At 45.0% G+C, this 15212-nt stretch carries 9 protein-coding genes and 5 tRNA genes; 10 read left to right on the top strand and 4 right to left on the bottom strand.

Annotated elements, in window-relative coordinates:
- Positions 1-31: 31 nt before the first annotated feature.
- Genes AACU59_RS11645 through AACU59_RS11635 form a run of 3 tightly spaced genes read right to left on the bottom strand, consistent with a single transcriptional unit; the run spans position 32 to position 4902 of the window.
- Complete coding sequence (locus AACU59_RS11645) at positions 32-3154, bottom strand: multidrug efflux RND transporter permease subunit (protein WP_161437682.1); 3123 nt, start codon at positions 3152-3154, stop codon at positions 32-34.
- An 11-nt stretch (positions 3155-3165) separates the two neighbouring features.
- A complete protein-coding gene (locus tag AACU59_RS11640; RefSeq protein WP_094144806.1) occupies positions 3166-4272 on the bottom strand; it encodes an efflux RND transporter periplasmic adaptor subunit in 1107 nt (368 codons plus the stop codon).
- Between the two features lie 18 nt (positions 4273-4290).
- Positions 4291-4902: a TetR/AcrR family transcriptional regulator gene (locus AACU59_RS11635; protein ID WP_013855653.1), complete on the bottom strand. Its 612-nt coding sequence runs from the start codon at positions 4900-4902 to the stop codon at positions 4291-4293.
- 139 nt (positions 4903-5041) lie between these two features.
- Here AACU59_RS11635 and rep point away from each other — a divergent pair, with 139 nt between their 5' ends.
- Complete coding sequence (gene rep / locus AACU59_RS11630; protein ID WP_094144807.1) at positions 5042-7060, top strand: DNA helicase Rep; 2019 nt, start codon at positions 5042-5044, stop codon at positions 7058-7060.
- Between the two features lie 69 nt (positions 7061-7129).
- On the opposite strand, the gene AACU59_RS11625 is transcribed toward rep, so the two are convergent.
- Positions 7130-7537 (bottom strand): c-type cytochrome, encoded by a 408-nt coding sequence (locus tag AACU59_RS11625; RefSeq protein WP_088718017.1) that lies wholly within the window; start codon positions 7535-7537, stop codon positions 7130-7132.
- 298 nt (positions 7538-7835) lie between these two features.
- On the opposite strand from AACU59_RS11625, the gene AACU59_RS11620 reads away from it, so the two are divergent.
- From AACU59_RS11620 to AACU59_RS11580, 9 genes are all read left to right on the top strand, one after another.
- Positions 7836-7912: transfer RNA gene (locus AACU59_RS11620), tRNA-Arg, on the top strand.
- A gap of 43 nt (positions 7913-7955) precedes the next feature.
- A tRNA-His gene (locus tag AACU59_RS11615) sits at positions 7956-8031 on the top strand.
- Between the two features lie 148 nt (positions 8032-8179).
- Positions 8180-8256, top strand: a tRNA-Pro gene (locus AACU59_RS11610).
- A gap of 75 nt (positions 8257-8331) precedes the next feature.
- A tRNA-His gene (locus AACU59_RS11605) sits at positions 8332-8407 on the top strand.
- Between the two features lie 56 nt (positions 8408-8463).
- Positions 8464-8540 (top strand) — tRNA-Pro (locus AACU59_RS11600).
- Positions 8541-9490: 950 nt separating this feature from the next.
- Complete coding sequence (locus AACU59_RS11595; protein WP_047688450.1) at positions 9491-11206, top strand: dipeptide ABC transporter ATP-binding protein; 1716 nt, start codon at positions 9491-9493, stop codon at positions 11204-11206.
- 108 nt (positions 11207-11314) lie between these two features.
- Positions 11315-12871: an ABC transporter substrate-binding protein gene (locus tag AACU59_RS11590; RefSeq protein ID WP_094144808.1), complete on the top strand. Its 1557-nt coding sequence runs from the start codon at positions 11315-11317 to the stop codon at positions 12869-12871.
- 198 nt (positions 12872-13069) lie between these two features.
- Positions 13070-14047 carry an ABC transporter permease gene (locus AACU59_RS11585; protein ID WP_013855660.1) on the top strand — a complete coding sequence of 326 codons (978 nt, stop codon included), beginning with the start codon at positions 13070-13072 and terminating at the stop codon, positions 14045-14047.
- A 2-nt stretch (positions 14048-14049) separates the two neighbouring features.
- Positions 14050-14988, top strand: a complete 939-nt coding sequence (locus AACU59_RS11580) for an ABC transporter permease (RefSeq protein ID WP_010319654.1) — start codon at positions 14050-14052, stop codon at positions 14986-14988.
- The last annotated feature ends 224 nt before the right edge of the window (positions 14989-15212 follow it).

Below are 15212 nucleotides of genomic sequence, written 5' to 3'. Positions count from 1 at the left end.
CCTTTTTTGAAGCAGTCTTAATTATATTGTGTTATTTATTTTCAGCGAGTCGGCGTTGTGCTGCTTTGGCCTCGTCAACTCTGGCTAGCTTTTCGAGGTCTTTATCCTCAACAAACACAGGCAGTGGCTTATGTTTTTCGGCTAGATAGCTGTAAATCACAGGCAGTACGAATAGCGTAAATAGTGTACCAATCGCAAGACCTGCCACAATCACAATACCAATACTAAAGCGCTGAGCTGCACCTGCACCCGTTGCGTACATCAACGGGATCAAACCTGCAATCATCGCTGCTGTCGTCATTAGAATTGGGCGAAGACGCACTTTGGCTGCCTCCATCACCGCTTCGATGCGAGACTTGTTATGGTGTAGCTGCTCTTCTTTCGCCACTTCACAAATAAGAATACCGTGCTTGGTGATAAGACCAACCAGTGTAATCAACCCTACTTGCGAGTAGATGTTCATGGTTGCTGCGCCCCAAGCCAGTGCAATTAATGCTCCGCAAATGGCGAGAGGAACAGATACCATGATAACCAATGGATCTTTTAACGACTCAAATTGAATCGCCAGTACCAAGAAGATGATGGCGAGTGCCAAACCAAAGGTTGCGTAGAGTGCGCTTCCCTCAGTCACGTATTGACGTGCTTCACCCATATAATCGTGGTTGTAGCCTGCGGGCAGTTTAGTCGCGGCAACATCCTCAAACCACGTAATCGCATCACCCATCGCAACTCCTGGGCCCGGTACACTTCCGACGGTTGCCGAGTTTAGCTGGTTAAAGTGCGGCAGTGAGCGCGGCTCTGCAATCACATCAATGGTAATTAGGCTCCCTAATGGGATCATTTTTCCGTCAACGGCACGCACAAAGTAGTGATTCATCGATTCAGGGTTGAGGCGATATTTACGTTCAACCTGCGGGATCACTTCATAAGAGCGGCCATTGAGATCGATGCGGTTGACATAGCCATCCGCCATCATAGTCCCTAATGTCGTGCCAATATCCTTCATCGTGATGCCATAAACCCCAGCTTTATCTTTGTCGATATTAATTTTCATCGTCGCAGAATCGTAATTGAGGTCTAAATCGGAGTACACAAACATCGGGCTTGCTTTCACTTCTGTTAGCACTTCAGTGGCAATAGCAAACAAACTTTCAAAGCTATTGGGTGTAGTGATGACAAATTGAATTGGCAATCCAGAGCCTGCGCCGGGAAGTTCAGGCATTTGGAAGGCCGTCACGGCCATGCCTGGAATATCTTGCACTAAGGTGCCGACTCGAGTGGCAACCTCAGCTTGGCTTGCCTGGCGTTCACTCCAAGGCACCATCGAGGCAATACCAAACGCTTGGTTGGAGCTTGGAACACCGGTAAAGACTTGAGCAAACTGGACTTCTGGCTGTTCAGACAGAATCGTATTCACGTCATTCATGGTGTTTTGTAAATAGTCCAAGTTCGCATTCGAAGAACCCGTACCAATTAACATGACCACGCCTTTATCTTCAGAAGGGGCAAGTTCACTTGGAATGAATTTGAACAGCATAGGCAGACTGGCAAACACGATCACCGCAAAGGCAATCACGACAGGACGGCGCTGCATTACTTTCTCGAGTAATTTCACGTAGCGGTTACTCATTGAATCAAGTAATCCATGCACTTTTTGTTCAAACTTGTTGGGCTCTTCGTGCGCTTTAAGCATTTTAGAACACATCATGGGTGAAAGTGTCAGTGCAACAATACCTGAAACAAATACAGCACCAGCCAGCGTGAGTGCAAACTCTTTAAAGAGTGAGCCTGTTATGCCACCCATCATCGCTATCGGTGCATATACGGCACCCAGTGTCAGCGTCATCGCAATTACCGGAACGGCGATTTCACGAGTACCAATAATCGCGGCACGAAATGGTGATTCACCCAGCTTAATGTGGCGGTCAACGTTTTCTAGTACAACGATTGCATCATCCACCACAAGGCCGATAGCCAATACCATCGCTAGCAGTGTCATCAAGTTCCATGAGAAGCCCATTCCCTGCATTACCATAGCAACACCAACTAAGGATAGTGGAATGGTAACAATCGGGATGATAACGGCACGTAAAGAGCCTAGGAATAGAGTAATGACGACAAGTACGATCAAGGCGGCTTCAGCGATGGTTTTTATGACCTCGTGGATCGATTCATTGATCGCCACCGTGGAGTCATACATCACGTTCATTTCGATGTTACTTGGTAGATTACGCTTTAACTGCGGTAACAGATCCAGCACATCTTGAGCAATGTTGATTGGGTTTGCGCTAGGTGCTGCGTTGATGGCTGCTACAACCGCTTCTCGGCCGTTTGCACTTGCGCGGTAAACATCATGGCTTTTTTCTAGCGTGACGTTTGCAATATCACCTAGGCGAATAACATTGCCGTCGCCCGTTTTAACCACCAGGTTTTTCAGCTCATCGACATTTGACACTTGCGTATCGGCACTACCGTTATACAGCACGAATTCGCCAGTGGCTTGTCCTGTTGCTGATTGATAGTTGTTGGCATTCAGCACGTTCATCACATCGCCCGCAGTGAGCTGTAGTCCTGCCATTTTTGCTGGATCAAGCCAAATACGAAGGGCGTATTTCATGCCACCATACAAGTCAATCTTAGAGACGCCGTTGACGGTGAATATTTGAGGGTTAAATACACGCTCAAGATAGTCAGTAATTTGGCTTGAACTAAGTTCATCACTAGTGAAACCAATATACAGCACCGCGGTGGTTGAGCCGGTAGACATAGTTACCGTCGGATCTTCGGCCTCTTTAGGAAGCTGTGAGCGTACCGAGTTCGTTTTTGCTAACACATCTGAAAGTGCAGCGTTGGGATCGGTATTGAGCTTCATCGTTACGGTAATCGTTGATTTACCCAATACCGAAGAAGAAGTCATATAATCAATGTTGTCGGCTTGTGCGACTGCTTGTTCCAAAGGTTGAGTGATAAAACCTTGGATTAAGTCGGCACTTGCACCGTAATAGCCTGTACTCACTGTAACAACGGTATTCGTCATTTCAGGGTATTCACGAACCTGCATTTTGAAAATAGCTTGAAAACCAAGCAGAGCTATCAAAAAGCTGATCGATACCGCGAGCACTGGACGTTTTATAAAAACATCAGTAAAACGCATGATTCCTCCAATTACAGCATCGGTGTTTCAGCAGGTGGTGTAGTCGCATTACTTTCGACTACCCGAACTTTCGAATGGTTACTTAAGCGCACTTGACCTGAAGTGACCACGATGTCTCCATCTTGTACACCCTCTAAAATATGCGCCACAGCACCTTTGCGTTCACCTACTTTTACAACGCGCTGCTCTACTCGTTTAACGCCATCTTCTTCTTTCAACACGTAAACATTATCACCATACAGGGTGAAGGTAATGGCGGTTTGAGGAAGCGTGACTTGGTTTTCTAATTTCGGCAGGATGATGTTGGCACGAGCAAACATACCGCTGCGTAGTTTACCGTCACTATTTGGAATATCGGCTTGCACTTGGATTAAACCACTTTGAACGCTAACGGCAGGCTCAATCGCAGTAATGGAGCCTGTAAACGCTGCATTAGGATAAGCATCGATAAAAATATCCACTTGCTGGCCTAATGAAATACGTGAAATATCCGTTTGTGGAACGGTAAAGCGCAGACGCATTACACTGGTATCTTCCAAGCGAACAATATCGGTGCCTGGCTGTAGGTATTGGCCTAAATACACATTACGGATACCCACCACACCAGCAAAGGGAGCTTTGATTTCACGACGATCAATGGAAGCTTTTAAACTTTCAATATCTGCAGACAAAGAGTAGTAGTTTGCTTCGGCGTCATCATAAGCTTCTTTTGAAATCGACCCTTTAGCGAATAGACCTTTATAGCGTTCGTATTTCGCTTTTGCAGCAGGTAGGCGAGCTTGTGAGCTTTTTAAATTCGCTTTCTCAACCGCAGAATCAAGCAAAACTAAAGGTTGGTCTTCCTCAACTGGTGTTCCTGATTCAAATGAAATCTTATCGATCACGCCGCTGGTTTCAGATGTCAGTGTCACGCCTTGATTGGGTTCAATAAAACCAATCGCTTCAATCACTGGGATCCAATCAACAGGAGTTACATCAGTCACTGTCACTGGAAATTCAGGTTCAGGACGGTTGGCCATGAATTCGGCAATTTTTTGTTGTTTAAACAGATTAAAACCTATCACGCTACCAAACAGTAGGAAGGCGATAAGTAACATAAAGAATGTCCACTTTTTCATTCTAGTCAGAACTCCAAGTTAGTGTTGAGTAATTGCATCCCAACTGGCGTCAATCACGGCACTGAGTGCGCTGTCATCCAGTTGATAACATTCCATCGCTTTTTTACGGGCAAGGGCGACCGTTGTTTCGAAGCTTAAAGCAGACAAAATCTGGTTATCCAACGGCTTGAATAATCCCTGCTCTTTACCTTGATCAAATAGTAAATCCACTTTGGCAAACATTTTTCGCTCAAGTTCCTTAACATTGCAACTGATTGTTGTTGGCAATGATTCATATTGAACTCGGTTGCTGAGTGTTGCACTGCTTGATTGTGCTAATTCCCAGATATTAAGCCACATCATTTTAAAGCGTTCTTTCAAAGGCATCTCATCATCAATATTGGCTTGCACCGCGTCAGCAATGTGCTGACAAACGTGTAAGCGAACTGTCACGAGAAGATGATCTTTGTCATCAAAGTAACGGTAAATTGTTCCCGTTGCGACACCGGCTTCTTTGGCTAATTTGTGCATCGATAAGCCTTGAAATCCAGATTCAGCGATCAGCTTTTCAGCGGCCACCAATATCTGCTGGTACTTATCCACGTGAATACAGTTAGACATGCTGACATCCCACAGTGAATGAACGTTCATTCATTATAGACCAAACTATAGCCCCTTATGCAATACACTAGTGTAGTAAAATGACAAAAATCTTATGGTGAATGACGTAGTAATCAGTAAAGCGCGGCATTATCATAGACGGCCCAAATAAAAGTGATACGAGTACCTCATGAAGCTGAATCCAAGACAAGACGAAGCCGTCAAATATGTATCGGGCCCATGTCTAGTATTGGCGGGGGCTGGCTCGGGTAAAACGCGCGTAATTACCAACAAGATCGCTTACTTGGTTCAACAGTGTGATTATAAAGCGCGCAACATTGCTGCCGTTACATTTACTAACAAAGCCGCTCGAGAAATGAAGGCGCGGGTAGCACAAACGCTTGGAAAAGCTGAGTCAAAAGGGCTGCTCGTTTCCACATTTCATACTTTAGGCCTCAATATTATCCGTCGGGAATATAAATTTTTGGGCTTGAAAGCGGGGTTCTCTCTGTTTGACGACCAAGACCAGCTTGCGCTGCTCAAAGAGTTGACAGAGAAACAGCTCGAGGGCGATAAAGATCTGCTGCGCCAATTGCTCAGCACCATCTCCAACTGGAAGAACGACATGTTGACGCCAGAGCAAGCGAAAGGTTTTGCTCAAGGTGAACAACAACAGCTGTTCGCTTACTGCTTCGATCTTTATCAAAAGCAAATGAAAGCGTATAACGCGCTCGATTTTGATGATCTTATTTTAATGCCGGTGCTGTTATTGCAAAACAACGCCGAAGTTCGTCAGCGTTGGCAAAGCCGCATTCGCTACTTGCTGGTGGATGAATATCAAGATACCAATACTAGTCAATACGAGTTAGTGAAATTGTTGGTTGGAGAACGTGGCCGTTTAACCGTGGTGGGTGATGATGATCAATCCATCTATTCTTGGCGAGGGGCGAAACCGCAAAACCTCGTGTTGCTGGGGCAAGATTACCCAAATCTTAAACTGATTAAGCTTGAGCAGAACTACCGTTCAACCAGCCGTATTTTGAGAGCGGCCAATATTCTGATTGCCAACAACCCACACGTGTATGAGAAAACGCTTTTTTCTGAGATCCCTGAGGGTGAAAAACTCAAAGTTCTGCTGGCGAAAAATGAAGATCATGAAGCGGAGCGAGTCACTGGTGAACTGATTGCGCATAAATTTCTCAATCGCACCGAATATCGTGATTACGCGATATTGTACCGCGGTAATCATCAGTCACGCTTAATTGAAAAATCGCTGCTGCAAAACCGCGTGCCTTATAAGTTATCCGGTGGAACGTCATTTTTTGCCAGAGCCGAAATTAAAGACATCATGGCTTACCTCAAAGTGTTGGTGAACCCTGACGATGACAATGCTTTTTTACGCATTGTGAACACGCCAAAACGAGAAATTGGCCCAGTCACGTTGGAGAAATTGGGTAGTTACGCCAATATGCGTGGCAAAAGCTTGTTTTCGGCCAGTTTTGAACTTGGCTTAGAGCATCATTTGTCTGGAAGAGGGCTCGACAACTTGCGTCAGTTTACGCAATGGTTAGTGGCTATCTCAGATCAAGCTGAACGAGGCAATACCGTTGAAGCGGTGCGATCGTTAGTCCGAGATATTCATTATGAAGATTGGCTGTATGAAACCTCTTCCAGCCCCAAAGCGGCCGAAATGCGTATGAAAAACGTCTCTGATCTCTATTCTTGGATTGTGGCCGACCTTGAAGGTGACAACTATGACCAACAAGAAAAATCGCTCAAAGAAGTTGTACAGCGCTTAACCCTACGCGACATGATGGAGCGAAGTGAAGAAGAGGATGAGAGTGATGCCGTTCAGTTGATGACACTGCATGCATCGAAAGGCCTTGAATTTCCTTACGTTTATTTGATTGGCACTGAAGAGGGTATTCTTCCTCATCAAACCAGTATCGATGAGGACAACGTCGAAGAAGAACGTCGTTTGATGTATGTCGGGATAACTCGCGCGCAGCGAGAACTGACTTTCACTATGTGTAAAGAACGTCGTCAATACGGGGAACTGCTTAAACCCACACAAAGTCGCTTTTTGGATGAATTACCCTTTGACGATGTTGAGTGGGAACAGAGCAAAAAGCCAGTAAGTCAAGAAGAGCGAATGGCGAAAGGACAAAGTCATATTGCTAATTTGCGCGCTGCCATGTTTAAGAAATAGTACTTAAAAAATAATAAAAACAAAGGTTTGGAATTAAAGCCAAACCTTTGTTTTATAGGAATTAATGTATTAAAGACCTGCAATCATATGCTCAATGGCGGCAACGATTTCGTCGTCAGAGCAATCCATACAGGTTCCTTTAGCTGGCATGGCATTAAAGCCTTGCAGTGCATGATTTTTCAATACATCTTTACCTTGGGCGATACGTGGAGCCCACTCTTCGGCATTGCCAATTTTAGGTGCGCCACTGATGCCTGTAGAGTGGCAAGCGATACAGAATGTACCATAAACTTGCGCGCCATCACGAGGGCCTGTCGGCTCTGCCGCAACGGGTTCACTACCCGCTAAGTAAACATCACCTACAGGTTTAATGCGATCAGCAATGGCATCGTATTCAGCTTGGCTGGTTGCCAATGCAACACTAGAAAAGGTTAAAGCAGCGAATAACACGCTTATGATTCGTCGAGACATATCCATTAAACTCACTTTATATTCCAAAGGTAAGTTCATGCTTACCTATTTATACTTAGATTTAGAGTGTGGCTGATTTAAAAGCCATTCAAGCTGTTAAATCAATGTAAATATTGGGTGATTATATCCCGATAAGTTGTTGCAATAAACAACAAGTTGCGATCTTCAAGGGGTGAGTCACATCCTTATTATAGAGGTAATAATGGTTATCTGATGAAAAAGGCGTCAAACGATAAAAAAAGTTGAAAAAGTACTAGACGCCCTAGTGTGAACTCCGTATTATTCCACTCCGCCGATAGGGCATGCGCCCGTAGCTCAGCTGGATAGAGCGTTGGCCTCCGGAGCCAAAGGTCGAAGGTTCGAATCCTTTCGGGCGCGCCATCCGGATGCTTATGTAAATAAGTAGCAAATTGGCAAAACAGTGGTGGCTATAGCTCAGTTGGTAGAGCCCCGGATTGTGATTCCGGTTGTCGCGAGTTCAAGTCTCGTTAGCCACCCCATTATTTGGTAACTTCGGTTTCCTTTCTTGGTGAAAGTCGAGAAAAAAGATTTACATCGATGAATAGACTAGTTTGATAGTGCATCATGATGTTAGGAATAGCGGAGCAGAGGGTTTCCTCTCGCTTATTCCAAAAAATGAATTTGTATCGGTGAATAGCGCAGCTTGGTAGCGCATCTGGTTTGGGACCAGAGGGTCGGGGGTTCGAATCCCTCTTCACCGACCACTTTTCTTTTCTTCTCATTGGTTAAAAATGAAAAGAAAAATAACGGCAAGCAAGCGGTTATTGCAAAGTTTGATGGTGGCTATAGCTCAGTTGGTAGAGCCCCGGATTGTGATTCCGGTTGTCGCGAGTTCAAGTCTCGTTAGCCACCCCATTATTCGGTAACTTCGGTTTCCGTTCTTGGTGAAAATCGAGAAGAAAGAGATATATCGGTGAATAGCGCAGCTTGGTAGCGCATCTGGTTTGGGACCAGAGGGTCGGGGGTTCGAATCCCTCTTCACCGACCACCTTAATAAGCCTCAGTCGAAAGACTGGGGCTTTTTAACATCTGATGTTTGGAGCCTTAATCAAGGTAATGATAGCCAAAGTAGGGTTCGCCTGATCTTCAAAATCGGGCTCTTCACCGGCCATCTTAATAAGCCTCAGTCGAAAGACTGGGGCTTTTTAACATCTGGTGTTTGGAGCCTTAATCAAGGTAATGATAGCCAAAGTGGGGTTCGCCTGATCTTCAAAACCGGGCTCTTCACCGACCACCTTAATAAGCCTCAGTCGAAAGACTGGGGCTTTTTAACATCTGATGTTTGGAGCCTTAATCAAGGTAATGAGAGCCAAAGTGGGGTTCGCCTGATCTTCAAAACCGGGCTCTTCACCAGCCATCTTAATAAGCCTCAGTTGAAAGACCATTCTCTCTATTCAATGTTCGATTCCTTATTGACTCCTATCTCATTAAGTCAGTGAATTATCATGTTTAAAGGCTAAACCCTAAATTTTCTGTTCAGATGAATTCACTGCTTTTCTGCTTTATCATTAGTTTTTAGTCTGGCATTTTGTTGGTTATTCTGGTTTTTGTTTCTAATGTGTTACGTGATATGCCGCAATATAATTTGAAATTTTATTCTGCATTCTTTTTTAGAATGCATGGTAAATTGGCATTTTCTTAGGCTTAACGTCTATGTTTTGGGGTGTATTACTGCGTGCTAGAATATTGGTCATACCAATGATTAATGCATATGTGGTGCATAAAAATACGATGTTACTGCTTTGGTTTGATTTGATATCGACTTTTTATCCTATCGATGTTGCTTTTCTGTGAAATATTTGCCAAATTGATGGCCTTGTTAATTACCAGAATATTGTACTGGTATGAATGGATTCATTTTTACTGGTTTTGAACGCTTTGTTGTTCAAAGCTAGTTACAGACAGGGCACAACACTGCCCAAGTCGTAGAGGTCTGGGATGTCACTTTTAGAAGTAAAAAACCTGCGTATTGAATACCCATCGCGTCATGGTGTTCACGTTGCTGTGAAATCACTTTCGTTTAATATCGAGCGGGGTGAAATTGTTGGAGTTGTCGGAGAATCAGGCGCCGGGAAATCGACCGTAGGTAACGCAGTTATCGATTTATTGAGCCCACCCGGTCTGATTGCCAGTGGCGATGTGTTCCTAGATGGTGAGAAGATTTCAGGCCTATCGCCTGAGCAGATGCGCCAAGTTCGTGGCTCTAAAATTGGTTTTATTTTTCAAGACCCAATGACATCACTTAATCCGCTATTTACTGTTGAACATCAACTGACAGAAACCATCCACGCCAATATGAAAGTGACTGAGGAAGAAGCGTATCAGCGTGCACTTTCTTTGATGAAGCAAGTAGGTATTCCTCAGCCTGAAAACCGTTTGAAGCAGTACCCACACCAATTCTCTGGTGGTATGCGTCAACGTGTTGTGATTGCCATTGCGCTGGCGGGTGAACCTGATCTTATTATTGCCGATGAACCGACCACGGCATTAGACGTTTCTATTCAAGATCAAATCTTGAGTCTCATCCGCGAGCTATGCATTAAAAACAATGTTGGTTGTATGCTGGTCACCCATGATATGGGTGTGGTCTCGAACGTGACGGATCGCGTCGCGGTGATGTATCGCGGTGACTTGGTTGAATTTGGACCGACAGCTAAAGTGTTGGGCGCTCCTGATCACTCCTATACGCGCAGTTTGATTTCCGCCGTTCCTCGCTCAGATAAAAAACTCGATCGCTTTCCGCTGGTGAGCTATATCGAAGAGGCAAGTGAGTTAAAACCACTGGATGTTAAAAACCATTGGTTAGGTCAGAGCCAAGATAATCGCCAATACACAGGCCCACTGCTGACTGTGGAAAACGTAAATTTACGCTTTACGACCAAAGACTCGCTGTTTGAAAGCCGCCGTGAATATGTCCAAGCTTCAAATGACGTCAGTTTTGAGGTGTTTGAAGGGGAAACTTTTGGTTTGGTTGGGGAATCAGGTTCCGGTAAATCGACCATTGCACGCGTGATTGCTGGTTTGTACGCACCAAACTCAGGCAAAGTTTGTTTTGAAGGGATTGATCTTACCGCGCTGAAATCAGAAAACGAGCGCCGTCCGATGCGCCGCCAGATGCAGATGGTGTTTCAAAACCCTTATACCTCAATGAATCCGAGAATGAAGATTTTCGATATCATTGCCGAGCCAATTCGTTTTCATAAATTAACCCGTAGCGAAGCGGAAACACGGCAAATAGTGCATGACCTTTTAGAGCACGTAGGCCTAGGTAAAATGGCGGGAGTGAAATATCCGCACGAGTTTTCCGGCGGTCAACGTCAACGTATTTCGATTGCTCGCGCACTCGCTACGCGTCCTCGCTTATTGATTTGTGATGAACCCACGTCCGCGCTCGACGTGTCTGTGCAAGCGCAGATCTTAAACCTATTGAAAGATCTGCAAGATGAGCTCAATTTGACCATGCTGTTCATCAGCCATGATTTACCGGTGATCCGCCAAATGTGCGATCGTGTCGGCGTCATGCAAATGGGGACCTTATTGGAAGTTGCCCCTACAGAGCAGTTGTTTAAGTCACCTCAACACCAATACAGCCAACATTTGATTTCTTTAATGCCTGAGTTTACGGGCTTAAGAGAAGATGCAGTAACGGCGTAAGCCAAAAAAGTTACAGATAGAAATATCATGACCAAGCGTGCTTGGAATGAATAAACAGAAGCAATTACAACAACTAGGGATTTGGATTCCCGCATAAGGAGTTATGCAATGAAAACCATGAAAAGCAAACTAACAGTAGCTTTGATGGCGGCAGGCTTAAGCTTTGCAGCTAGCGCGGCCAATATTACCGTCGCTTATGATTCTGACCCTGTGTCACTTGACCCGCATGAGCAGCTATCTGGTGGTACGCTACAAATGTCTCACATGGTGTTTGATCCTCTTGTTCGTTACACCCAGACATTTGATTTTGAACCTCGCCTTGCTGAGAAATGGGAACGTGTCAATGATACAACGCTCCGTTTTACGCTGCGTAAAGGGGTGAAATTCCATTCAGGTAACGAAATGACGGCAGACGATGTGGTCTGGACGTTCGATCGTTTACAAGATTCTCCTGATTTCAAAGCTATTTTTGAACCGTATGAAAAGATGGTCAAAGTGGATGATTACACCGTCGAGATCGTATCCAAAGGCGCTTATCCGCTGGTTCTGCAAACCGCAACCTACATCTTCCCTATGGACAGCAAGTTCTATTCGGGCAAAGCGGCTGATGGTAAAGAGAAATCTGAAATTGTGAAGCACGGTAACTCGTTTGCTTCGACCAACGTTTCTGGTACTGGCCCATTTAGAGTGACTTTCCGCGAACAAGGCGTAAAAGTGGAATTTGAACGCTTTAAAGATTATTGGGATAGCGCATCAAAAGGCAACGTAGACAAACTGACCTTAGTACCGATTAAAGAAGATGCCACTCGTGTTGCAGCGCTCCTTTCGGGTGATGTGGATATGATTGCTCCTGTTGCGCCAAACGATCATAAACGTGTGGAAGAAGCCAAAGGTATTGATCTTGTGACCTTGCCGGGTACGCGTATCATCACTTTCCAAATGAACCAAAACAGCAATGAAGCACTGAAAGATGTTCGCGTGCGTCAAGCCATTGTTCACGCCATCAACAACCAAGGTATCGTTGACAAAATCATGAAAGGTTTTGCGACAGCAGCTGGCCAACAAGGCCCAGCGGGTTATTCTGGTTATGACGCGAACCTTGTGCCTCGTTTTGATTTGAAAAAAGCGAAAGAGCTGATGAAAGAGGCTGGTTATGATAAAGGGCTGACGCTCACCATGATCGCGCCAAACAACCGTTATGTGAACGATGCGAAAGTTGCACAAGCTGCAGCTGCGATGTTGTCGAAAATTGGTATTAAGGTTGATCTTAAAACCATGCCAAAAGCGCAATATTGGCCTGAGTTTGATAAGTGCGCCGCGGATCTGCTAATGATTGGCTGGCACTCAGATACTGAAGACTCAGCAAACTTCACCGAGTTCTTAACCATGACACGTAACGAAGAGAGTGGTAAAGGCCAGTACAACTGTGGTCACTACTCAAATCCAGAAGTGGATAAGTTGGTTGAAGCGGCAAACGTAGAAACCGATCCTGCGAAACGTGCACAGATGCTGCAAAAAGTCGAAGTGACTTTGTACAACGACGCAGCATTTGTTCCACTGCACTGGCAAAACCTAGCGTGGGGTGCGAAATCTACTTTAGATATCAAACCGATTGTTAACGCGATGGAATTCCCTTATTTCGGCGACCTAGTCGTTAGCGAGTAATTACTTAAGTTGGCCGCTCTGTAATGTGGGCGGCGCTTAAGTCACTCAAGGCATCCGCTTGGATGCCTTATTAAGATCTCTGCACTTTGCTTTATTTCAGTCGGGTCGAGTGTCGTTTTTTAGGCTGAATTTTTTCGTTCCTATTAAAGTTAATTCAATTTTAAAAAGAACCATCATGGATAGTTTAAGGGGCAAGGAATGTTTTCGTTTCTGGTCAAGCGCCTGTTTCAGGCACTGATAGTGATGTTTGTGATCAGTCTGGTGGCGTTTGCCATTCAGGATAACTTAGGCGACCCATTGCGTGAGCTTGTTGGGCAGTCTGTTTCAGAAAGCGAGCGCCAAGCGCTGCGCGATGAACTTGGACTGAATGATCCTTTCATTGCCAAATATACTCGTTTTATTACGGCCGCGGTGCAGGGTGATTTAGGCACGTCCTACTTTTTCAAACGTCCTGCGGTAGACGTTATTCTCGATAAATTAATCGCAACGTTAGAGCTTGTGCTCGGTGCGACCGTAATCATCATTGTCTGTTCCATTCCATTAGGGGTTTACACAGCCATTCATCCCAAAAGCTTCTTTACCAAAGTGGTGATGGCGGGCAGCAGTATTGGTATTTCTATCCCAGTGTTCTTAACTGCAATTATGTTGATGTACGTTTTCTCGATCACGTTAGGTTGGTTACCATCGTATGGACGAGGGGAAACTGCCAATTGGTTGGGTTGGGAATCTGGATTTTTCACGGCTGATGGATTAGCACACTTGGTGCTGCCTTGTGTTTCACTGGCGTCGATCATGCTGCCGCTGTTTATTCGTTTAGTGCGTTCTGAAATGTTGGAAGTGCTGAGCTCGGAATACATCAAATTTGCTAAAGCTAAAGGCTTGGCATTGAACAAAATTTACTACCAACATGCACTTAAAAATACCATGTTACCGGTGCTAACCGTCGGCGGTGTACAAATTGGGACTATGGTGGCCTACACCATCTTAACCGAGACTGTTTTTCAGTGGCCGGGTACGGGCTTTCTTTTCCTTGAAGCGATCAACCGAGTTGATACTCCGCTGATCACCGCTTACGTCATATTCGTGGGCCTGATTTTCGTTGTCACCAACACCATTGTCGATCTGTTATACGGTCTGATTAACCCGACTGTGAACCTTACTGGAAAAGGAGCTTAATCATGAGCCAATTTGCTGCTGCTCCATCTCGTTGGGAGCGTTTTAAACAGTCTGATTTTTTGTACTATTTCTTGCGTGATAAAGTGGCGATGACCAGCTTCGTCATCTTTTTGGTATTCTTAACTTTGTCTGTCGCTGCGCCACTCATTGCCCCCAGTAACCCGTACGACCTATCATCGATTGATCTGATGGATGCAGAATTACCTCCCTCTTGGATGGACGGAGCCGATGAGCGCTTTGTTCTCGGCACGGATGAGCAAGGGCGTGATATCCTGTCGACCATACTGTATGGTTCGCGTCTATCACTGACGATTGGCTTTTTGGCGGTCGGTTTACAGTTGCTACTTGGTATCGTGATTGGCCTTTCTGCTGGCTACTTTGGTGGACGTATTGATAGCTTTTTGATGCGTTTTGCTGATGTACAGCTATCGTTTTCAACCATGATGGTGGCGATCATTGTTTCGGCAATTTTCAAAGCCAGTTTTGGGAGTGAATTTTATAGTCAGTATGCGGTTGTGATGTTGGTGGTGATTATCGGCGTGGCTGAGTGGCCACAATACGCGCGGACAATTCGTGCGTCAGTGCTCGCCGAGAAGAAAAAAGAGTATGTGGAAGCGGCTCGTGTGATGGGTTTTAAATCGCCACGCATCATGTTTCGCCATATTTTACCTAACTGTTTATCGCCTATTTTGGTTATCTCAACTGTGCAAATTGCCAATGCGATCATGTCTGAAGCGGCACTCTCTTTCCTAGGTTTAGGTTTGCCAGTCGATCAGCCATCATTGGGTGCTTTGATTAGCATGGGCTTTAACTACATCTTCTCTGGCGCTTGGTGGATTACGGCTTTCCCTGGTTTTGTACTCGTCACATTAGTGTTGGTGATCAATCTGTTGGGTGACTGGCTACGCGATGTTTTTAACCCAAAAATTTACAAAGGGTGATGTGGCAATTGATTTTTGCTAAAGAAAATCCCTAAACTAAAAGCCGCCGTCAAATGCGGTAATGCCGATCAGTTAAGGCCAAAGTGATCGGTTGAACGATCCTTCAGAGCTGTCAAAATCCAAGTGTATTTAATGCACTTGGATTTTTTTATGGATGTTTCTCAAGCTCTAAACATAATTAATGATTGGAAACCTAGCAACGTTGAGACTTTGTCTGACTTACT

Origin of the sequence: Vibrio sp. V23_P3S9T160 (genome assembly GCF_963886625.1) — a bacterium.
In the GTDB taxonomy this organism is placed as follows: Bacteria; Pseudomonadota; Gammaproteobacteria; order Enterobacterales; family Vibrionaceae; genus Vibrio; species Vibrio anguillarum.
This window is presented reverse-complemented; position numbering and strand designations above follow the sequence as displayed.